This is a genomic window from Vibrio sp. E14 (genome assembly GCF_020515785.1).
Classification (GTDB): domain Bacteria; phylum Pseudomonadota; class Gammaproteobacteria; order Enterobacterales; family Vibrionaceae; genus Vibrio; species Vibrio diabolicus.
Genome location: NZ_JAHPJI010000008.1, coordinates 60,951 through 83,252 on the forward strand (window position 1 = coordinate 60,951; position 22,302 = coordinate 83,252).

Below are 22,302 nucleotides of genomic sequence, written 5' to 3' on the forward strand. Positions count from 1 at the left end.
CTCTAATTCTATTCCTGAATGACGACCAAATCATCGCGATGAATCACCTCAGAGCCATAATCATGCCCCAAAATAGAGATGATATCTTTACTGTGCTTACCCGTAATTTTAGTTAGGTCATCACTTGAGTAGGCGCTGATGCCACGAGCCACCAACTTACCGTGAGAATTTGTTACACGCGCCACTTCGCCTCGTGCAAAGTCACCACTTACTTTGATTACCCCTTTAGCAAGTAGGCTACTGCCCTTACCGACCACAGCATTTACCGCACCGTCATCAATAATGATGTCGCCCGATGCCGCAGGTCCCGCCAGAATCCAGCGTTTACGGTTTTCTAAAGCTTCAGCGCAAGGTAGGAAGCGTGTGCCTTGTGGCTCTGCGCTCAAAGAGTCAAAGATAACATTCGGTGCACTACCGGCAGCAATAATAACCTCGATACCAGCGCGGCGAGCGATGTCTGCGGCTTGCAGCTTCGTTGCCATACCGCCAGTACCCAATGTTGTACCACTTCCTCCTGCGATTTTACGCAGCGTATCGTCGATGGTTTTTACTTCCTTGATCAACTCTGCATTTGGGTCTTTACGAGGGTCAGCAGTAAACAGACCTTTTTGGTCAGTTAAAAGCAAGAGCTTATCTGCGCCACACAAAATGCCCACCAAAGCGGAAAGGTTGTCGTTATCGCCCACTTTAATCTCACTGGTCGCAACGGCATCATTTTCGTTTACGATAGGAATAATATCGTTCGCAACGAGCGAATTGATGGTGTCACGTGCGTTTAAGAATCGCTCGCGATCTTCTAAATCAGCACGAGTTAGTAGCATTTGGCCGATCTTGATACCGTAAATACCAAACAAAGACTCCCATGTTTGAATCAAGCGACTTTGCCCTACCGCCGCAAGTAATTGTTTACTCGCCATCTCGTTGGGCAATGCGGGGTAACCAAGATGCTCACGGCCTGCTGCAATAGCACCAGACGAAACCATTACCACTGAATGGCCTTGTTTTTTAAGCTCAGCACACTGGCGCGCTAACTCAACCATGTGAGCACGGTCGAGTGCCAGAGTGCCGCCTGTCAGCACACTTGTACCCAGTTTCACAACGACAGTTTGTGGTTGTGAAACAACTGCATTTTGTTGATTCGTTGTCATGATGTCTTCTGAAGTGAAAAACAAATAAAGAGAGGATGTTTTAACAATCAAATAGGGAATTAACAAGAGAAAAGGTGCGTTTTCGCACCTTTTTGTTTGGTATTAAATGAAAACAACCAAATTAAGCGAAATCGAAAGACTCCGTGTGATATTCGACTTCTAATTTGAAGTGTTCTTCTAAAGTATCAACCAGCTTTTGATGGAATGTGCTCTGCGTCAGATACACTTCCTCTACCGCTTTTTTAGGCAGGGCTTCAGATACCCATTGCCCTTCTTTGTTGTACTTGCCGATATGATATTTGGCAGTAAAGCCTCCTTCGATGGATTCCAAATCCATCCACCAGCCCCAAAATTCACGCTTTTCAGGCGATTTTTTGTCGTCTACACAAACAGATAGACAATCAAAATAATAGCGCCCTTCTTGCGATTGTGGTTCGCGCAGGTAAGGCCCTATCGCCTTCAACTTTGACATCAAGCGAAAGTGAGTCGGGCCTTGAGTCGTCTCTGACATATGAATCTCCGTTTTCATAGTTAAAAGTAAACACCCAAGAATGATTATTATTTTTAATTATCATGAGCTTATTTTTTGCTCAGATATATCACTCTTAACTAATTTAGGAGAATTGTCACCCTAATAATTCATCTTCTAGCCACTTTATAGCTAAATCGAGGGATTGCTCATATCCTTTTGTAATCGTTTTGGAACTGATTTTTTTCGCTCTGCCATACTGGCTAAACAGCGCGACGAGTTGGTTATCACTGTGTGGAGACACCGGATCGCCTTCAAGGCTCAAAGCTAAAATAGGTACTTTGGTTTTTCTACTACTCAAGAAGCCCTGAACCTTCAATGACCAGGCCATCATCTGGCCCGCCATGCTATTAATATCAACCGCGCTTTTCCCTAAGCGAGAAGCCAACAGATCCAGATACATCTTCGGCATTTTTTGCAGCTTCTCAGGGGAAGTAAAAATATCATGTACGGGTGCGCCGAGGGCTACACAAGCTTTGATCTTCTCTTGCTCAACAAAAGAGAGTCGGATCATGGCATTACCACCAAAACGAAATCCAACTAACCCCACTTTGTGATGATCCACCCAAGGCAATGAATACAGCTCATTTAGTACCGCTTGGTGCAGACAGCTTGAGTTCTCAGTCAAAGGCCAGTGAGAACTGTGCCCTACCGAAGGCATGTCAACCGTCAACATCGCAATATCTCGTGGTGCAAGATGATTGCGGAACAAACGCCACATGTCGGTTTGTAACGTATCGAGACCAGCGCTCACCATCACCACAGGCAGTTGTTTGTCGGTTCTTGGCAAATGAAGGTTCGCGATGATTTTGCGATTTTGGTAAGGCACTTCAATTTGCTTGATGGTGTACTTGGTCTTCTCTGCGCCGTCAGAATACGCTTTGTTTGCCAGCACTTGAGCCTGCAAGGCCAAATTATCATTCTTCAGATGTGGGTAGCCTGCGATACTAAAACATAGAGATGCAGTGAAGAGTTCATCGGCGGCCTCCTCACCTTGCATTTCATTTGAACGCTTCTGATGCTCCATGCCGAGCTTAATCCACTCAAATGTCCAGTTGCCGTTGTGGTACCCCATTACGGTGTCTAACCAATCATCATTGGTTCGAGAGTGGGAAGAAGAAGCGATTTTAGAAAGCACACCTTCCATCTCTATCGGAGACAACCCTTGCCAAGCCCATTGCAAGCGGCGCAAATGACGATACCAAGCACGATCTCCCTGCGCCTCTCGCTCATCAAGTATTTTTTGACTGGTCGGCATGTACTGGGTAAGCGCAGAGGTTTCTTTTGCTTGCTTATGTTTCACGAACAAAGTTTCGGAAAGATTTTTACTGACGTCTTCAGACATAGGAAGAACCTTAGGCTATTAGCATGAGTTGTTATGATAATAAAAAAAATGCCCCTATACAGGGGCATTTCTCAATATTCTTTAATAGCGTTTATTTTTGCTTGCGGTTTACAGGCTCAGCATACTGGATTGACATGTCCCAAGGTTGTTCAATCCAAGTGTCTTGCGCGATATCTACCACATAATCATCTAGCAACGCTTTGCCTGAAGGTTTCGCACACACAGCGATCATCTTCGCTTTTGGATACATCTCACGTAGTTTGCGCGCCGTATCACCACTGTCTACTAGGTCTTCAACGATTAGGTAACCTTCACCATCGCCTTCAGGTGCTTTTAGTACCGTCATATCGCGCTGATGATCATGGTCGTAGCTTGAAATACAGATTGTATCAACGTAACGAATACCCAGTTCACGAGCCAAGATAGCGCCGGGAACCAAACCACCGCGGCTTACCGCCCAAATCCCTTTCCATTGCTCAGCTGGCATTTGTTTTTCAGCCAGTTCACGGCAGTAAGTCTGCATTGCATCCCAAGTGATAATGAATTTTTTACTCATTGTAATAACCTAATAATTTGAAAATATGCATCCTCAAAATCTAGCGAACTCACTCAAAAGCGGAATGCTCACTGACCTCTCCAAAACGTATGGAGATGAGGATTTCAAGCTGCGCAAACGATTATTCTACCGAAACACACCGCTAATACCAACGGTGATATCAAAATTCTCTGCCTATTCCGCAGAAAAACCGTCTTAAGTGAACAACGTGAAAATAGAAAAAGCCAGCGTGAATAAATCCACACTGGCTTTTTGCTCGAGAAATTAACCGACGAGGTATTTGACGATGAAGATGGCAGACATCACCCACACACTCATCGACACTTCACGGCCCTTGCCGCTGAATAATTTGATCGCCGAGTACGCGATAAAGCCTAACGTAATACCCTCTGCAATCGAGAACGTTAATGGCATTACCAAACAAGTCACAACAACTGGTGATGCTTCCGTTAGGTCACGCCAATCAATGCTTACCAGCCCAGACAGCATCAAAATCGCGACATAGAACAGAGCGCCCGATGTTGCGTAAGCTGGGATCATTCCTGCTAGTGGTGAAAACAACAGAGCAAGTAGGAAGAGCACACCAACAACCACTGCTGTTAGACCAGTACGACCACCAGCCGCCACACCAGAAACACTCTCAATGTAAGATGTGGTGTTTGAGGTACCGAGTAATGCACCTACTGACGTTGCCGTTGAGTCTGCAAGTAACGCTTTGTTTAAACGCGGGATGTTGCCATTCTCATCCGTGAGGCCTGCTTTTTGAGAAACACCAACTAGCGTACCTGCGGTATCAAACAAATCGACAAATAGGAAAGCGAACACAACGGAAATCATGCCAACTTCAAACAAGCCAGAGAAATCCAGTTGCATGAAAGTGGGTGCAATGCTTGGTGGCGTAGACATAATGCCGCTCCACTGCACATCACCAAATAGAAGGCCAAGCGCTGTAACACCAAGAATGGCGATCATCACCGCACCTTTCACACCACGGTGAACAAGCGCGATAGTAAGGAAGAAACCAATTGCAGCCAATACAGATGGCAATGATGTGATGTCTCCCATAGAAACTAATGTCGCAGGGTTATCAACGACGATGCCTGCATTTTTTAATGCGATAAATGCTAAGAAAAGACCGATACCGGCTGAAATACCAGTTCGAAGAGAATGCGGGATCGAGTTAATAATCCACTCACGGATCTTAAATATACTCAAAAGAATAAACAGCAGGCCTGAAACAAACACCGCCGCTAACGCAACTTGCCACGTATAGCCCATTCCCAACACAACAGAGTAAGTGAAAAATGCGTTCAGCCCCATTCCTGGTGCTTGTGCAATTGGGTAGTTGGCAACAAATCCCATGATGAAACAGCCGATAGCGGCCGCAAGACAAGTTGCAACAAAAATGGCACCACGGTCCATACCGGTATCCGACAGGATCGCTGGGTTTACAAAAATAATGTAAGCCATAGTTAGGAAGGTGGTAACACCTGCAATGATCTCAGTGCGCACATTTGTGCCATTGTCACTGAGCTTAAAAAGCCTCTCGAGCATGATCGAATCCTGTAAAGGTAAAAAAGTAAACGGTTGCGTAATCGATTGGCGGGAATTATAAAGTTATCAAATAGCAAATTCTAGATAGAATCTTCACTCTAATGCGATTTTTTTCTTTGGATATGAAACCCATTCGCTAATTCTTAAAAGCAAAAAAGGAAATATATTCTTATAAAACAACAATTAATAATTATCGTTCAGAACCCAACAACAGAATAAAAACTGAACAATGTACTAAACTTTCAAATAGAAACTGGGCGTTTTAAGCGTCATATCTAGGTGGATTTGACGGGGAAGTCGATAAAACTAAAGAACGGAGAATAGAATCTAGCCTTGATGGCAGAAAATGTGTCAGAAAGAGAAAGTGGAGATAAAAAAACGCCACCCAATTTGGGTGGCGGCGAATCATGTCAGCACTATCACTGAAAAAAAATTCCAATTTATAGGGGTGAACAAACTGTTCGAGTCACATGCGTTGACTTCACTTAGTAGCCAAAGCTTGTTGGGTATACAAAGTTGCCGGTGTAAACAGACTTGCTATTCCAGAACATTGTACTTGGTAAACCTTTCATAACTATCACCTTTTAAATCAATTAAACATTCGTTGATTTCTCGGTTCCTTGGAGGCGATAAAACGGACTCATCCTTTGAGCATTTCATTCTTCTCTCAGAAGCTGGTTACAAATATACCACAAAGAAATTTAGTTACAAGCATTTTAGTGATTAAAATCACAAAAAATGTATAAATTGACCTTTATCAAAGTTTAAATGTAATTAAATTACAGTTTTGTGAATTAAAAAATAAAGCCACTTTCAGAATGTATGATAAAGAACACATAGTGCCTGTTATTGTGTTCACAAACTGTGACAGTTCTGAGAGAAATCCTTGTGCACGCGACTACTCGTACTCCTTATCTGGTGGTATGCTAAACGGCAATTTGAAGGCCAAATCGTCTAGCATTTAATGCTATCTCGACAATATTTTTACGGTATATATTTGGCAAAGCACATCAAAAGGAGTCCTCCGTGTCTGAGTTCCATTCTGAGATCAGTACCTTATCACCTGCTCCACTTTGGCAGTTTTTCGATAAGATTTGTTCTATCCCTCACCCATCTAAACATGAAGAAGCATTAGCACAGTACATTATCAACTGGGCAACAGAGCAAGGCTTTGACGTTCGCCGTGATCCAACCGGTAACGTGTTCATCAAAAAGCCCGCGACACCTGGAATGGAAAATAAGAAGGCTGTTGTACTTCAAGCACACATCGACATGGTGCCGCAGAAAAACGAAGACACCGAACACGACTTCACCAAAGATCCAATCCAACCTTACATCGATGGCGAATGGGTAACGGCGAAAGGCATTACGCTTGGTGCAGATAACGGGATTGGTATGGCTTCTTGCCTTGCTGTATTGGCATCTAAAGACATTAAGCACGGCCCAATCGAAGTTCTGCTTACGATTGATGAAGAAGCAGGCATGACTGGCGCATTTGGTCTTGAGGCTGGTTGGTTAGAAGGTGAGATTCTTCTCAACACAGACTCTGAACAAGAAGGCGAAGTCTACATGGGTTGCGCCGGTGGTGTTGATGGCACCATGACTTTCGATATTTCTCGAGAAGCAACACCTGCAGGTTTCGTAACACGCCAACTGACGCTGAAAGGCCTAAAAGGTGGTCACTCAGGTTGTGACATTCACACAGGTCGCGGCAATGCCAACAAATTACTTGGTCGTTTCCTCGCGGGTCATGCGCAAGAGCTTGATTTACGTTTGGTAGAATTCCGTGGTGGTAGCTTACGTAATGCAATCCCTCGCGAAGCTTTTGTCACTGTCGCGCTTCCTGCTGAAAACCAAGACAAGCTTGCTGAGCTGTTCAACCACTACACTGAGCTGCTTAAAACTGAACTGGGTAAAATCGAAACAGGTATCGTAACCTTTAATGAATTGCTCGCTACTGACGCGCAAGTATTTTCAATCGCCGATCAGCAACGCTTCATTGCCGCACTTAACGCATGCCCAAATGGCGTCATGCGCATGAGCGACGAAATTGAAGGTGTGGTCGAAACGTCACTGAACGTTGGCGTGATCACTACTGAAGAAAACAAGGTGACAGTTCTGTGTCTGATTCGCTCTTTGATTGACTCTGGCCGCAGCCAAGTTGAGAGTATGCTACGTTCAATTGCTGAATTAGCAGGCGCACAAATTCAGTTCTCAGGTGCTTACCCTGGCTGGAAGCCAGATGCAGATTCCGAAATCATGGCAATTTTCCGTGATATGTATGAAGGCATTTACGGTCATAAGCCGAACATCATGGTCATCCATGCTGGTCTTGAGTGTGGCCTATTTAAAGAACCATACCCACACATGGATATGGTGTCTTTCGGTCCAACAATTAAATTCCCTCACTCACCAGATGAGAAAGTGAAGATTGATACCGTTCAGCTGTACTGGGACCAAATGGTAGCGCTTCTAGAGGCAATTCCAGAGAAAGCGTAATTCAACCACGAAAAACGACAAAGGGTGCTTTACGGCACCCTTTTTTGTTTGGCTGGACCAAATTACACGCGATTTTGCGTATAAGCAGCTAGCTCATCCATTGAGGTTTGTGCAACGACTTCGCCATCAATGTAGTAAGTGACAAACTCACCATCGCGCACACCCATGAGTGTCGCCTTCTCGCCGTTATTGTAAGTAATATCCATTTGAACAGTATTCTCATCGATTTGCTGCATTCGACCCTGCTCAATAACACGGTTATTCGCTAACGGTGCAATTGGCGCCGTCGTTAACGATTTATCTAACTGGTGGTTTACATCGATGTAAGTATCCATCTTTGTATCGAAGATATGTGGCTTACCATTTAAAGGGTTCTTACCCGTCCAAAACTCTAGAGAGTTAAACACGATGTAGTCCGCTGCGATTGCGACACCATAAACAGGTGCTAAAAGCATGTTTAGACCACCTCGAGCGTAACGGTTATCTACAGCTTTCAAGTTAAACCCCATGACATAACCTGTCACGGCATTACTGCCAACGCAACCTGAAAGTGAAACTGCTACAGCAGTCAATGCACCAATTTTAGCAATTGCCTTTTTCATCAAAACCTCTAGTTAGAAATGTTAGACCTCAAATTCGGCGCGGATATTATCGGATAAAAAGTAGGGTTAAAAGTTCGTTTTTTTGTCCCTCATTATCAGTATTATTTTTAATACAGTCACATTTTTTAAGCCTATGATTGCTCTTCCTTCTGTACCTCTCGTTATGTATTAAACTGATATAAAAGATCATATTGAAAACAAAAACGTCACACATGCTGAGATTTCGCGCATGACGATTAAAGTAATTTGTCGTGTCCTTAATGAGAATGATTAGTGCGATTTTGCAGCAATTGTTACATTGCTGATAACGCATTTGACAGAGATGGTTTATGGCCAGAAGTAAAAAAAGCAAAGTGTTTGAGCTCTTAGGGCATCAAATACAACCAGGACAACGATTAGAGATCGAATTTGAAGCAGCGAAGCTATACACACATTCGCCTTTATCTATTCCCGTGGAAATCATCCATGGGAAACAAGAAGGGCCTGTGCTAATGGTGAATGCTGCTATCCATGGTGATGAGCTTAATGGCGTAGAAATCGTTCGTCAGATCATTAACCAACTGGATCCACAAAAACTGAAAGGCACTGTCATTGCGGTACCTATTGTTAACGTGTTTGGTTTCATCCATAAATCACGTTACTTGCCCGATCGACGAGATCTCAACCGTTGTTTTCCTGGCAGTGAAAAAGGCGCGCTTGCGTCTCGAATGGCACACGGGTTCTTTAACAACATTGCCAAGCGTTGTGACTACATTTTGGATCTGCACACCGGGGCCATTCACCGCACGAACTTGCCACAGATTCGCGCAAACTTAAGCAACCCAGAAACTCTGCGTATTGCTCAGGCGTTTGCGACGCCAGTGATTGTTGATTCAGCATTGCGTGATGGCTCTTTACGCAGTGAGGCAGAAAAATGTGATATCCCCGTGCTCACCTACGAGGCTGGCGAAGCATTGCGTTTTGATCCATTGTCAATCAGCGCTGGTGTACTCGGGGTTCGGCGCGTAATGCAAGCCATTGGCATGTTGCGCGCTAGCCGAAAAAAGCTGCCTGAGCCTATCATAGCGAAGTCCACCAGCTGGGTTCGTGCGTCTGGTAACGGTATTTTGCGTACTGTCGTTAATCTGGGAGACAAAGTAGAACAAGGTGAAACGCTCGCCTATATCAGCTCTCCTCTTGGACATGATGAGGTAGAGCTCAAAGCGCCTAAGCGTGGCTTGGTGATCGGTCAACAAACTTTGCCACTGGTTAATGAAGGCGATGCGATCTTCCACCTTGCTTACTTCAACCAAGGTGATGATTCGGTAGAACAAGCCGTTGAAAGTTACATTGAAGGACTGACCGAGTTCGATGTCGAGCCACTGACTACCGGACAGATCCCGTTAGAAACTCAGTAATTCCTACCAAGTACGCACTTGATTAGCTCGAAAGGAGCAACAGTGCTCGCACCATCTTGTTTAAAAGCCAATGAGCTCAGCGTCCATGATGCTGGGCTTTTTGTTTTCTGTAAGCTAACGATACTCATCGTAGTTTCCACGAATGGATAAAAAACTTTACAAGCCATCGCAAAAACACATTTGATAATTAATCTCATTATCATTTATTAATCGTAATAATGTTCTTATAATCCGAGCTTCATAAAAACACTATAAATCATCAATATGAAACGATTAAAAAGTCATCCATTCAAAGTAAATCTCATTTCACTGACTTTGCTCTTCCCTCTTTATTCATATGCCGAGACAACGCCAAATGAAGAGCTTGAAGTCATCGGTGTGCGTTATGCCAAACCTATTACCATTGCAGAGCCTGCGCAAACCACCATTAATTGGTCAGAGATTGACGAGCAACAGTACTCCAATTTTGCCTCAATGATCGATGCTGTTCCGGGCGCATCATTAGATGGCGGCGGCCGTTCCGGCGGCGAACGTATTAATATTCGTGGTTTTGATGATCCAAGCGATATCGCCGTATTTGTCGATGGCGCTCCAATTGGCTTTCAACAATACCGCTACGGAACTTTCTTTTTTGATCCGTTCTTGATTGGTGAAGCAGAAATTATCAAGGGCGCGCACGACTATCGAGCACTCAACGGAAAGTTTGGTGGCTCCATTCGTATTAAAACCAAAAGTGTCGATGATCTCCTTTACGGCGACAGAAACTTTGATGCTCGCATCTCAAGTGCATACAACACCAACGGCAATGAGAATGCCTACACGCTAACACTCTATGGTAAAAACGATACTGGTTTTTATTTTCTAGCGAATGGCTCGGTAAAAGATTCTGATGACATTAAAGTCGGTGGTGGTGAAACGCTGGATTACTCAGGTTATGAGCAAGAAAACATGCTCGTAAAAGTCGGTTATGAAAACAACGATCACGAGTTTGAAATTAGCCACACTCGCTACAAAGATGAAGGTCGTAAACCTTGGGCTAACCGCCGCGGAAAAATGCCTAACATCACTGAGTACAACATCAAGAAATACGGCTCATTAGAAAAAGCCAAATACGCATACACCGTCGATAATAAATACACGGATAACACCACGACCATCTCTTACCACTACATGCCGACTAACCCGTATATTGATTTCAATATCAAAATGGCACGTTCTGAAAACGATCGTCACTGGGTTCGCCCTGACGTGGCATTCGAGAAAATGTTCGTTTCTGTTGGCAGTTACGGTCACGAGTCTTGGTTGAGTTACGAGCGTGACTATGCTGATGTGTTTAACCAAGCGCAGTTCGGAGACCACACTCTAGTGACAGGGCTTCAATATCAAAAAACCGATAGAGACTCATTAGTATTCAACGCATCATACGACAGTAATGAAGCCAAAAACTACGGTTGGTATACCCCTTACTACGAACCATCTGGCACTCAGTCAATTTATGCTGCTTACATTGCTGATCACTATCAAGCAACAGACCGTCTAACCATCACACCTTCTCTGCGTTACGAATACATCAAGAGTGAAGGAAAAGGGAACGCCGCGCCGGATTATAATGATCCAGCTGCCGGACATGACTACGGTGAAACGACGCATAAAGGCTTTAGCCCACGTTTGGATATCGACTTTAATGCGACCAATAATACGCGTTTAAACGCCTCCTACGCCTACGCTTTAAAAGCACCAACCGTTGATAACATCTACTCAGTGCAATATGCACGAGCTACCGCTACGGCTACTGCTTTGAATCTGGACGTGTCTCGTATCCATGCTTATCAAGCAAGCGTTATCAACTTAACGGAAGGGCTGGTGAATACTCGCGATAACCTCGCAACAGAGTTAACTTTATTCTATAACGATGTTAGCGACACGGTTGATATACGAACGGGCGAAAACCTCGACACAAATACTACTGAGTTACAAAGCTGGAATACAAACCTAGATGGCTTTAAAAACTACGGCTTTGAGCTAATTTCACAATACCGGATTGAAGATTTCTACAGTAATTTCTCAGCAAGTTACATTCGCGGCAAAAACAAAGGCAGTTTATCTGACTCTACAGGTTCAGATGATGATCACCCTGATGTGCCACCATTAAACATTAATCTGGGTTTAGGTTACGAATGGATTCCGGGTTTACGTACGGGCTGGGAAGTCCGTTGGTATGATGCGCAAACCAAAACCAAGGCAAGCGGTAACAATTTAAAAGTGAAATCGCCAAGTGAGCAATACACGCTACAAAACGCTTACGTGGTTTGGGAAATACAACAAATCGAAGGCTTGAGTGTTGGCGCTGTTGTGAAAAACTTAACCGATCGTTACTACGAAGCATACCTATCTAATGGCGTGCCTTCGCCTGGTCGCGAAGTCAAACTGCATCTCACTTATCAATACTAACCATACCTAAAAGATGCAGGGCAGACATTAACTGCCCTGCTATATCGTGTCCAACGGACATAATTGCACACCGTTTTATTTACCAGTACTATCATTTCTTTTTGCTTGCATACACACTATGAACAACTTAAAAACACTGTTTCTTCTTGCTTGCTTCGTTCCAGCAAGTCAAAGCCTGGCACAGACTTCCGAGAGCATTGCTGACTACTTACAAGAGCAGAGTCAGCACCAAGTTATTGAGGATCATTACGCACAACCAACAACAAATAATCTGAATCTAGACGCCAAAGCAAACGCGTTAACTTGGCACGAAGATGGCAAGCCGGATCACTGTCGTTACGCCAAGCAGCCCAAGGACGTCGCAACACATTTCGACTACGGTGAAGCAAACGATCTATCTGACGGATTGCAACACTTTGATTTACCAGAGAGGCACTCGGCAAAGGGTAAGTCAACACATCGCACTTATGCTAATAACCCTCACCTTCTTCCTGGCAATAAACAATTTTCAGCCCCTGAAGACGGTACGTTTAGTCTGTCAGTATCTTCGGATTGTTTTTAAGTCGATACAATAAAAAATGCCCTGAGACAAAGCTCAGGGCATTTTCACTTTTTGTTTGATGGGTGACGTCACCATCTCACCGACTTGAATCTATTCTTCGTCAGCGTCTACTTCAGCGTCACGTGCTTTGCGGGCTTCTTCTTTACGAACTTTTGCCGCTAATTGTTCTGCTTCACGCTCTTGACGTTGCGCTGCTTTACGCTCGTTACGAACCACTTGGTTTTGGATAAAACCAGCCAGTTCTTGTTCAGCCCAAGCTTGTGCTTTCTCTTCGCTGTCAAAGCCAGTTTCACGCTTTGATACTACAGTCTTACGAGATGTCACTTGGCGAGTGATTTCTGCGCTCCAGCCGTTACGTTTTTCAGTGACGCGGATAGCAAATTTTGGATTCTTAGACATTTCTTTCATTTCCTAAGGGATTTAGGGATCAATCAGGGATTCGGTCAACTTGATAACTCCATCTAAGCTGAGCTGTTTAACACCATCCCTTGGTAAGCGCGGTATTAGAGCATAAAAGTAATCTAAACGCTGCAAGTTTTTTACGCGAGATAATAGATGACAAAGAAGAGGCAGAACAAAGCAACGTTTCGCCCAGTCACTAGAAAGAGCGACAAAGAAAAAAGAGTGATAAGAAAAAAGAAAGCGCTGGTCTCTCAACCAACGCTTTACTTAAGCTAGATTAACCTTTGGTCAATTAACCGATATTCTTACGTGCATTTTGGAACATACGCATCCAAGCACCATTTTCACCCCAACCTTCCGGAGCCCAAGAGTTTGCAACTGTGCGGAATACGCGCTCTGGGTGAGGCATCATGATAGTTACGCGACCGTCTGCTGTTGTTAAACCGGTAATCGCGTTTGGCGAACCGTTCGGGTTGTTCGGGTATTGTTGTGTTGGGTTACCGAGGTTATCCACGTAACGAACCGCAACCGTACCTGATGCCTCGATCGCTGCTAGGTGCTCTGCACCACGTACTTCTACACGCCCTTCTCCGTGGGAAACCGCGATTGGCATGCGCGAACCAGCCATTCCGTCGAAGAATACAGAATCAGATTTCTGAACTTCAACTAGGCTAAAGCGCGCTTCAAAACGCTCAGATTCGTTACGAACAAAACGTGGCCACAAGTCTGCACCCGGGATCAGCTCTTTCAGGTTAGAAAGCATCTGACAACCGTTACATACACCTAAAGAGAACGTCTCTTTACGGTTAAAGAAGGCTTGGAACTGTTCACGAGCTTGTGCGTTAAACAGGATAGACTTAGCCCAACCCTCACCCGCACCTAGTACGTCGCCGTAAGAGAAGCCACCACAAGCTACTAGGCCATGGTATTCATCCAGTACCGCTTGACCCGTTAGGATATCGCTCATATGAATGTCGGTTGCTTCAAAACCTGCGCGATCAAACGCTGCTGCCATTTCAACGTGGGAGTTAACACCCTGCTCACGTAGAATCGCCATCTTAGGTTTAGCACCTTTTGCAATGTACGGTGCTGCAACGTCTTCATTTACGTCGAAGCTGAGCTTAACGTTTAGACCCGGGTCAGAGTTGTCTTTCTTAGCTTCGTGCTCTTGGTCAGCACACGCTGGGTTATCACGTAGACCTTGCATCTTATGCGTTGTTTCAGCCCAGATAACGCGTAGTTCGGTACGTGAACGTTCAAGCACAACTGCATCACCAGAAGTGATAATAAAGTCGTCTGAAGCTTCAACAGAACCAATCACATGTGAACATGCCTCTAAACCGTTTGCCGCCAGAGTAGATAGAACTGAATCCAGATCATCATTCTTAACTTGAACAACCGCACCTAGCTCTTCGTTAAATAGAACGGCTAGCGCATCGTCACCCAGCTCTGCGATGTTCGCTTTTACGCCACAGTGACCCGCGAACGCCATCTCAGCCAGTGTTACAAACAGACCGCCGTCGCCTTTATCGTGGTAAGCCACTAGCTTGTCATCACGTACTAACGCTTGCATTGCATCAAAGAAGCCTTTTAGCTGCTCAGCGTTATCTACGTCAGCAGGTTTGTCACCCAGCTGTTTGTATACTTGTGCCAATGCTGTCGCACCTAAGCGGTTTTTGCCGTTACCCAAGTCAACAAGAACTAGAGAAGTGTCGCCTAATCCTTCCAAGGTATCAGATGTGCGTAATTGTGGAGTCACGGTCTTACGTACGTCTTCCACACGACCAAATGCCGTGATAACTAGCGACAGTGGAGAAGTGACTTCTTGACTCTCGCCGTTCTCCTCCCACTTGGTTTTCATCGACATGGAGTCTTTACCAACTGGGATCGTCAAACCTAATGCAGGACAGAGCTCTTCACCCACCGCTTTGACTGCTTCATAAAGACCTGCATCTTCACCTGGGTGACCCGCTGGCGACATCCAGTTCGCAGACAGTTTAATGTGTTTAATATCACCGATGTCTGTTGCCGCAATGTTCGTTAGTGACTCACCAACAGCTAGGCGAGCCGATGCACCAAAGTCTAGTAATGCCACTGGCGTGCGCTCACCCATCGACATTGCTTCGCCGTGGTAAGTGTCATAGCTTGCCGCTGTTACTGCACAGTTTGCTACTGGTACCTGCCAAGGGCCAACCATTTGATCACGAGCAACCAGACCCGTTACTGTTCGGTCACCGATAGTAATTAGGAATGTTTTTTCTGCAACCGCTGGAAGACGAAGTACGCGATCCACCGCTTCATTAAGCTCAATACCATCACGAACAATGGCAGGGCTTTCCACCTTTAGTGTGGTTGCGTCGCGGTGCATCTTCGGTGGCTTACCAAGCAGGATATCCATTGGCATATCGATTGGCGTATTGTCGAAGTGAGAATCTTCTAGCGTTAGATGACGCTCTTCTGTCGCCACACCCACCACTGCATATGGTGCGCGTTCACGCTTACAGATTGCATCGAATGCTTCCATGTTTTCTGGCGCTACCGCAAGAACGTAACGCTCCTGTGATTCATTACACCAAATTTCTAGCGGACTCATGCCCGGCTCATCGTTTGGTACATCGCGTAATTGGAACTTACCGCCACGCTCACCGTCGTCGACAAGTTCAGGCAATGCGTTAGAGATACCACCCGCGCCCACATCGTGGATAAATGCGATTGGGTTGTCGTCGCCTAGCTGCCAACAACGGTCGATCACTTCTTGACAGCGACGCTCCATCTCTGGGTTTTCACGCTGTACTGACGCGAAGTCCAGATCTTCTGCTGACTGACCAGACGCCATTGAAGACGCCGCGCCACCACCAAGACCGATGTTCATTGCAGGACCACCAAGTACGATTAAGCTCGCACCCACTGGAATTTCTTTCTTCTGCACGTGTTTGTCACGAATGTTACCCATACCACCAGCAATCATGATTGGTTTGTGGTAACCACGGATTTCTTCACCCGCGTGAGAGGTCACTTTTTCTTCGTAAGTACGGAAGTAACCCAATAGATTTGGACGACCAAATTCATTGTTGAATGCCGCGCCGCCTAGAGGACCTTCAAGCATGATGTCTAGCGCGTTAACAATACGACCTGGCTTGCCAAAGTCGGTTTCCCATGGCTGTTCAAAACCAGGAATACGTAAGTTAGAGGTTGTAAAACCAACCAGACCTGCTTTTGGCTTACCACCGATACCCGTCGCGCCTTCGTCACGGATCTCACCGCCTGAACCAGTCGATGCGCCCGGCCATGGAGAGATTGCCGTTGGGTGGTTGTGCGTCTCTACCTTCATTAAGATGTGCGCATCTTCATGGTGGTAAGTGTATTGACGAGATTTAGGATCTGGGAAGAAACGACCCGCTTTAGAGCCCGTCATAACGGCCGCGTTGTCTTTGTATGCAGACAGCACATAGTCAGGTGTCGTTTCGAACGTGTTTTTGATCATTTTGAACAAAGACTTAGGTTGATCTACCCCGTCGATAGTCCAATCTGCGTTAAAAATTTTGTGGCGACAGTGCTCTGAGTTCGCCTGAGCAAACATCATCAATTCAATGTCGTTTGGGTTACGCCCAAGCTTAGTAAAGTTCTCTACCAAGTAATCAATTTCATCTTCTGCGAGTGCCAAGCCAAGGGAAACGTTTGCTTCTTCAAGCGCAAGACGACCGCCCGCTAAGATATCAACATGTGCGACAGGCTTAGGCTCTGCGACTGTAAACAGCGCTGACGCAGCTTCAAATTTTGTAAATACCGTTTCCATCATGCGGTCATGAATTAACGCTTTGACAGCGTCAACTTGAGCTTCTGATAGAACAACTGAAGATTCGACATAATAAGCCGTACCGCGCTCTAGACGTTTCACTTTATCCAAGCCACAGTTAACAGCGATATCGGTAGATTTAGAAGACCAAGGCGAGATAGTGCCTGGACGAGGCGTAACAAGAAGTAGAAGACCTTCTGGCTCATGCTCTTCGATGGTTGGGCCGTAAGTTAGTAACTTTTCAAGTTTTTCTAACTCTTGGTCATCAAGGTCAGACTTTAGATCGGCAAAGTGCATAAACTCGGCATAAATGCCAGTTACAGGCAGATCTTGTTCACGACAAAGTTCCAGTAGTTTATTAACACGAAACTCAGAAAGAGCTGGGGAGCCACGCAAAATTCTCATGTGCTTAGGTCTCTTATGCAATTGATTAAGGTGATATTGGAATAAATTCAGACACTTAAAATAAGCCCTGTCGAACCTATGCCGATTCCACCTCGTCATTGCGAGCGCATTATATAGCAATTGTTTTTGTGATGTAACACCAAAAGCAACCGTTTGCGTCATTTTTTTTGTCAAATTTGAATTACGACTAAAATGTCGATAAAACACACAATGTCACGCTATAAGTGTGTGATTCACTTTGCCCCATGAGCTCGCTTTGATATAAAGGCAAATAGAAATTTCCTAAGATGTACCTATTAATGCAAATAAGCCAGCTCAACCGACTCAAGCGCAGCGCCCTAATTTTTGTTTCTGTGCTACTACTCTCTGCCTGCCAGATTGAGTCGGAACCCAAAAGTGAATTCGAAAAAATTCAGGAACGTGGCGTGCTTCGTGTTGGCACGCTAAACAATCAGCTTTCCTATTATATTGGTCCCGATGGTCCCGCTGGTTTGGATTACGAATTGGCGCGTCAGTTTGCGGAGCAGCTCGGCGTCAAGCTCGAGATTAAGCCTGCCTTTCGCCAAGCCGAGCTTTTTCCTGCTCTTAAGAAAGGAGATATTGATCTCATCGCTACGGGCTTAAATCAAACGTCACAAGCGGTAAAACGCTTTAGACCGGGCCCTGCTTATTATTATGTAAGCCAACAAGTTGTGTATAAAAAGGGGCAACTTCGACCACGTGATATCGAACAACTGATTGAATACCAAGCATCGAAAGACAGCGAATCTGACGCAGATACAAATGCAGGCGCGCAAACATTAAAGATCGTCGAACAATCGCAATATGTTCCGACCCTAACCGCATTAAAGAAGCAATACCCAGAGCTGCAGTTTGAAATTGTTGGCGATGCTGACACGAGAGACTTACTTAAATATGTATCCACTGGTGAGTTGCGTTTTACTGTGACTGACTCTGTAGAACTTTCCCTAGCTCAGCGCCTTTACCCCGATCTTGCGCTCGCGTTTGAACTTACAGAAGATCAACCAGTATCGTGGTTTACTCGACGCTCTGAAGACGAAAGTTTGTATGCGATGCTGATAGAGTTTTTCGGTAACATTAAACAATCAGGAGAACTGTCCACTCTCGAAGAGAAGTACATTGGTCATATTGAAGCATTTGACTACGTTGATACTCGCGCATTCATTCGAGCTCTGGATGACAAATTGCCTAAGTGGGCACCTTTATTCCAAAAGTACAGCGAAGAGTTCGACTGGCGCTTAATTGCAGCATTGGCGTATCAAGAATCACACTGGAAGCCAGCGGCAAAATCGCCAACAGGTGTTAGAGGGATGATGATGCTTACTCTGCCAACAGCGAAAAGCGTTGGGGTAACAAACCGTTTAGACCCTGAGCAATCTGTTCGTGGTGGTGTCGAGTACTTACGTCGCATTGTAGGTCGCGTGCCTGATAGCATCAACGAGCATGAAAAAATATGGTTTGCCCTGGCTTCATACAACATTGGCTATGGCCACATGATGGACGCACGACGACTTACTAAAGCGCAAGGTGGCGATCCAAACGCTTGGGCGGATGTAAAAGACAGATTGCCTTTACTGCGTCAGAAGCGTTACTACAGTCAAACTCGCTATGGGTACGCCAGAGGTGATGAAGCGCGTAATTACGTAGAAAATATTCGACGTTATTATCAATCCATCATTGGCCATGTCAGCCAACAGCCAGCGATTGATGAGAATAGCGATGACTTACAAGTGATTCCGCCGCTCAACCCCGACATTTTGATATCAGGAGCAGTAGAGGCTGTCGTCGAGCAAGTCTCAGGTGCTTCTGACGTCACGGTTGAAGAAGACACCGAACAAGAAAGCCTTGAAGAATAGACCCGCTGTAAACTAAAAAATGACGAGCCCATGAGCTCGTCATTTTTGTTGAGTCCTAGCGAAAACTTATCTAGAATCCAAGACTCTGAGTGACACCAACCACACTCAACTATTCCTTTGGTTGGCCGCCTTTTTTCACCGTTAGTTAAACTGATTGCTTTGTAACAGATTGCTTCGCAACCACATGGTTTAGCTCAGTTGATGAAGCGGCGCTATCGGCTACGCTCTGCCGAAATAACGTCACTCATATTATTAAGCACCGTATTGAAATTGTTTGCTGGCTCTGTGCAATGCAGAAGTCAAATGAAGAACGTTAAACCATCAAATGTTTAGTGCGATTATCGAGCCTATTGTAAAGCATCGATGAACCGCTATTTACTGGTATAAGTCTTGTCTGCAGGAGGTTTTGAATATGAGAAGACGTAGAGTGCAGTCAAAGCGTTTAAATAACACAGTAGCTGCTATCCGACGTAAACGTAAACTGACATGTATGAAAAAGAAAGTAAGTTCACGTAATCGTGTTTTTGTACACTTAGTCAATCACTAGTACGTTCAGGCAAACATCTACCCCGTAGTAGATGTTTGCTAACTCTGACTATTTCCATAGTTTTGTCCACTCTCTCCATTTTCTAATGCTTTTTGTGCTTGTTTCTTCGCTTTAATTTCCTTTCGGCGACGCTTAAAAAACGCTTGTAGCTGAGTGCGGCACTCATCTTCTAGCAGCCCCTTTTCAACTAAGGCGTAATGGTAAGCGGCTTGGCTTTCAAACAAATTAAGCACTGTTCCTGCTGCTCCAGCTTTTAAATCTGGCGCTCCAAAAACGACCCGCTTAACGCGGCTATGCAGTAAGGCTCCGGCACACATTGGACATGGCTCAAGTGTTACATACAAAGTCGTATCCAGAAGGCGGTAATTTTCTATCTTTTGGCCTGCTTTACGCAGTGTTTGAATCTCAGCATGTGCGGTAGCGTCATTAGTACCAATAGAGCGATTCCACCCCTCAGCGATAATTTCACCATCTTTGACAAGCACTGCGCCGACAGGTACTTCCCCCTCAGCTTCTGCTTGCTCAGCAAGCACCATCGCTCTGCGCATAAACAATTCATCTTGAGGGGTAAACGGATGGTTAGACAAAGGAGGCTCCAAAGAAACAAAAAACGATTGAAGTCAGGAATTTTATCACCAACTTCGGCTTCACTACAGCAACACATCACGAGACAAAGTTTGCAACTCCAAAAAACCTAGTTCCAAGACCTATCGATGTTCGTTTTGCGAGAACAAAAAAGCGCAGATCGAAGACCTGCGCTTTTCGGCTGCCAATTACCTACACGTTTTTACATTGTGTAAGTGTAAGGAGCTTGAATGCCTAGCGGGATACCTACCATCCAATAAGCAACTAGGAAGATAGACCAACCGATCAGCATTGCAATCGAGAATGGCATCATTAGTGACGCAAGCGTACCGATACCAGCCGACTTCACATAACGCTGACAGTAAACCACTACAAGAGGGAAAAATACCATTAGAGGCGAAATGATGTTCGATACAGAGTCACCCACACGGTAAGCCGCTTGAGACAGCTCAGGCGAGATACCAACCGCCATTAGCATTGGCACTAAGATTGGACCAATTAAAGCCCATTTTGCCGATGCAGAACCAATAAGTAGGTTTACAGACGCAGTTAGAAGGATCATACCAATGATGGTCACTTCACCAGGTAAGTTCATCGCTTTCAGACCTTCTGCACCATACAACGCTAGCATCGTACCGATGTTTGACTGAGCAAATGCAGATAAGAACTGAGCACAGAAGAACGACATTACAATGTATGCGCCCATGGTTGACATGGTGTCAGCCATCGCTTTAATAATGTCGTTGCTAGTCTTGAACGTACCTGACACTTTCCCGTAAACGTAACCAGGAATGATAAACAGAATAAAGATCAACGGCACGATAGACTTCATTATCGGTGCTGAGAAGGCCGTAATTTCACCTTCAGGCGAGCGAAGTGCTGATGTTTCTGGAATTAACGCTGCAACAAGTAAAGCAATACCCGCCATCATTGCCCAACCTGCATAACGGAATGCTTTTGATTCCAGTTCAGTAAATGAACCTAGGTTTGGCGCAGTTTCCGCATCGTCATCAATTGGCATTTTTGATAAACGAGGCTCGATGATTTTTTCTGTCACGTACCAACCAATCGCTACAATAATGATGGAAGATAGGCCAGTAAAGAAGATGTTCGCTAATGGGTTAACCACATATTCAGGATCAAGAACCTGCGCCGCGGTTTGCGTAAAGCCTGCAAGTAGTGGATCGATACCAGAAGGGATAAAGTTTGCAGAGAAGCCACCAGATACACCTGCAAATGCTGCCGCAATACCCGCTAGAGGGTGACGACCTGCCGCATGGAAGATAATACCGCCCAGAGGAATAACCAGAACATAGCCTGCATCTGCCGCAGTATGCGACACAATAGCAACCAAAATCAGCATTGGAGTAAGAAGCTTAGCTGGCGTGAAGTTCAGCATCTTCTTAAGACCCGTCGTAATAAAGCCCGAAGAATCTGCAACACCCACACCTAGCATTGCGACAAGTACGATACCCAGTGGCGCAAAGCCAGTAAACGTCGTCACCATGTTCGCAAGGAAACTTGCTAGCGCTTCGCCCGTAAGTAAATTAGTGATGGTAAGAGCTTCGCCCGTTCGAGGGTTTGGAAGATCGAATGATACATTCGACAAAAGTGCTGACGCCGCCCAAGTAATGATCAATGCCCAGAAGAACAAAATCGCAGGATCAGGAATTTTGTTACCTGTCCTCTCGATAAAGTTTAAAAAGCGCTCCATACCGCTCGGCTTCGATGATGGTGCCTTATTTACAGCTTGGTTACTCATGGTAACTCCATAGTGAATGATGTTGGTGCCAAGGCCTATTTGAATAATTATAACGGCCTACTATCCAACGAGTATTCTAGTAAACACTAATGGAGAAAGCACAAGGTTCTATATTTTTTTTCATAATTGGAGACATATTTTGCAAAAACACCACTTCAATTAAACATAATAAAAACAGTAGCAGATCAACTCGATTAACAGTTCAAAAACCATTTATTAACCGCGACAAATCCGGTATCAAACAGGAATTACACCCGCATTTGTCTCAGCGCATGCATGCAATTG

General features: G+C 45.0%; 15 protein-coding genes. 5 read left to right on the plus strand and 10 right to left on the minus strand.

Going from position 1 to position 22,302, the window contains the following annotated elements; translation table 11 throughout:
• Positions 1-8: 8 nt before the first annotated feature.
• From proB to LIX84_RS18940, 5 genes are all read right to left on the minus strand, one after another.
• Positions 9-1,148: a glutamate 5-kinase gene (gene proB, locus LIX84_RS18920; RefSeq protein WP_053808734.1), complete on the minus strand. Its 1,140-nt coding sequence runs from the start codon at positions 1,146-1,148 to the stop codon at positions 9-11.
• Positions 1,149-1,269: 121 nt separating this feature from the next.
• On the minus strand, positions 1,270-1,659 hold the full coding sequence (gene crl, locus LIX84_RS18925; protein ID WP_005391414.1) for a sigma factor-binding protein Crl: 390 nt from the start codon (positions 1,657-1,659) through the stop codon (positions 1,270-1,272).
• Between the two features lie 115 nt (positions 1,660-1,774).
• Positions 1,775-3,022 (minus strand): esterase FrsA, encoded by a 1,248-nt coding sequence (gene frsA / locus LIX84_RS18930; RefSeq protein WP_005391416.1) that lies wholly within the window; start codon positions 3,020-3,022, stop codon positions 1,775-1,777.
• A 91-nt stretch (positions 3,023-3,113) separates the two neighbouring features.
• Positions 3,114-3,578, minus strand: a complete 465-nt coding sequence (gene tet(34), locus LIX84_RS18935; protein WP_005391418.1) for an oxytetracycline resistance phosphoribosyltransferase domain-containing protein Tet(34) — start codon at positions 3,576-3,578, stop codon at positions 3,114-3,116.
• A 264-nt stretch (positions 3,579-3,842) separates the two neighbouring features.
• On the minus strand, positions 3,843-5,132 hold the full coding sequence (locus LIX84_RS18940) for an NCS2 family permease (RefSeq protein WP_006741838.1): 1,290 nt from the start codon (positions 5,130-5,132) through the stop codon (positions 3,843-3,845).
• Between the two features lie 1,026 nt (positions 5,133-6,158).
• Between LIX84_RS18940 and LIX84_RS18945 the strand changes: the two genes are divergently transcribed.
• Entirely contained in the window at positions 6,159-7,631 is a 1,473-nt protein-coding gene (locus LIX84_RS18945) for an aminoacyl-histidine dipeptidase (RefSeq protein WP_226421965.1), read from the plus strand.
• 62 nt (positions 7,632-7,693) lie between these two features.
• Here LIX84_RS18945 and LIX84_RS18950 read toward each other — a convergent pair whose 3' ends face one another.
• Complete coding sequence (locus tag LIX84_RS18950) at positions 7,694-8,233, minus strand: DUF3332 domain-containing protein (RefSeq protein ID WP_047010162.1); 540 nt, start codon at positions 8,231-8,233, stop codon at positions 7,694-7,696.
• A gap of 329 nt (positions 8,234-8,562) precedes the next feature.
• On the opposite strand from LIX84_RS18950, the gene LIX84_RS18955 reads away from it, so the two are divergent.
• The 3 genes from LIX84_RS18955 (at position 8,563) to LIX84_RS18965 (ending at position 12,643) form a co-directional block, all read left to right on the plus strand.
• Complete coding sequence (locus LIX84_RS18955) at positions 8,563-9,630, plus strand: succinylglutamate desuccinylase/aspartoacylase family protein (RefSeq protein WP_005391426.1); 1,068 nt, start codon at positions 8,563-8,565, stop codon at positions 9,628-9,630.
• Between the two features lie 264 nt (positions 9,631-9,894).
• A complete protein-coding gene (locus tag LIX84_RS18960; protein WP_226421966.1) occupies positions 9,895-12,081 on the plus strand; it encodes a TonB-dependent receptor domain-containing protein in 2,187 nt (728 codons plus the stop codon).
• A gap of 118 nt (positions 12,082-12,199) precedes the next feature.
• The gene (locus LIX84_RS18965; protein WP_226421967.1) at positions 12,200-12,643 is read left to right on the plus strand and encodes a DNA-directed RNA polymerase subunit beta; all 444 of its coding nucleotides are present in this window, start codon (positions 12,200-12,202) and stop codon (positions 12,641-12,643) included.
• A gap of 90 nt (positions 12,644-12,733) precedes the next feature.
• On the opposite strand, the gene LIX84_RS18970 is transcribed toward LIX84_RS18965, so the two are convergent.
• Together LIX84_RS18970 and purL are read right to left on the minus strand one after the other, a co-directional pair.
• The gene (locus LIX84_RS18970) at positions 12,734-13,042 is read right to left on the minus strand and encodes a DUF3622 domain-containing protein (protein WP_005391432.1); all 309 of its coding nucleotides are present in this window, start codon (positions 13,040-13,042) and stop codon (positions 12,734-12,736) included.
• A gap of 295 nt (positions 13,043-13,337) precedes the next feature.
• Complete coding sequence (gene purL, locus LIX84_RS18975; protein ID WP_226421995.1) at positions 13,338-17,246, minus strand: phosphoribosylformylglycinamidine synthase; 3,909 nt, start codon at positions 17,244-17,246, stop codon at positions 13,338-13,340.
• A 287-nt stretch (positions 17,247-17,533) separates the two neighbouring features.
• Between purL and mltF the strand changes: the two genes are divergently transcribed.
• Positions 17,534-19,123 (plus strand): membrane-bound lytic murein transglycosylase MltF, encoded by a 1,590-nt coding sequence (mltF, locus tag LIX84_RS18980; protein WP_226421968.1) that lies wholly within the window; start codon positions 17,534-17,536, stop codon positions 19,121-19,123.
• Between the two features lie 585 nt (positions 19,124-19,708).
• Here the strand turns inward: mltF and tadA are convergent.
• Both tadA and LIX84_RS18990 read right to left on the minus strand, forming a co-directional pair.
• Positions 19,709-20,218, minus strand: coding sequence for a tRNA adenosine(34) deaminase TadA (gene tadA / locus LIX84_RS18985; RefSeq protein ID WP_373925403.1), 510 nt, complete (start codon positions 20,216-20,218; stop codon positions 19,709-19,711).
• Between the two features lie 239 nt (positions 20,219-20,457).
• Positions 20,458-22,017, minus strand: coding sequence for an AbgT family transporter (locus LIX84_RS18990; RefSeq protein WP_005383758.1), 1,560 nt, complete (start codon positions 22,015-22,017; stop codon positions 20,458-20,460).
• Positions 22,018-22,302 lie beyond the last annotated feature (285 nt).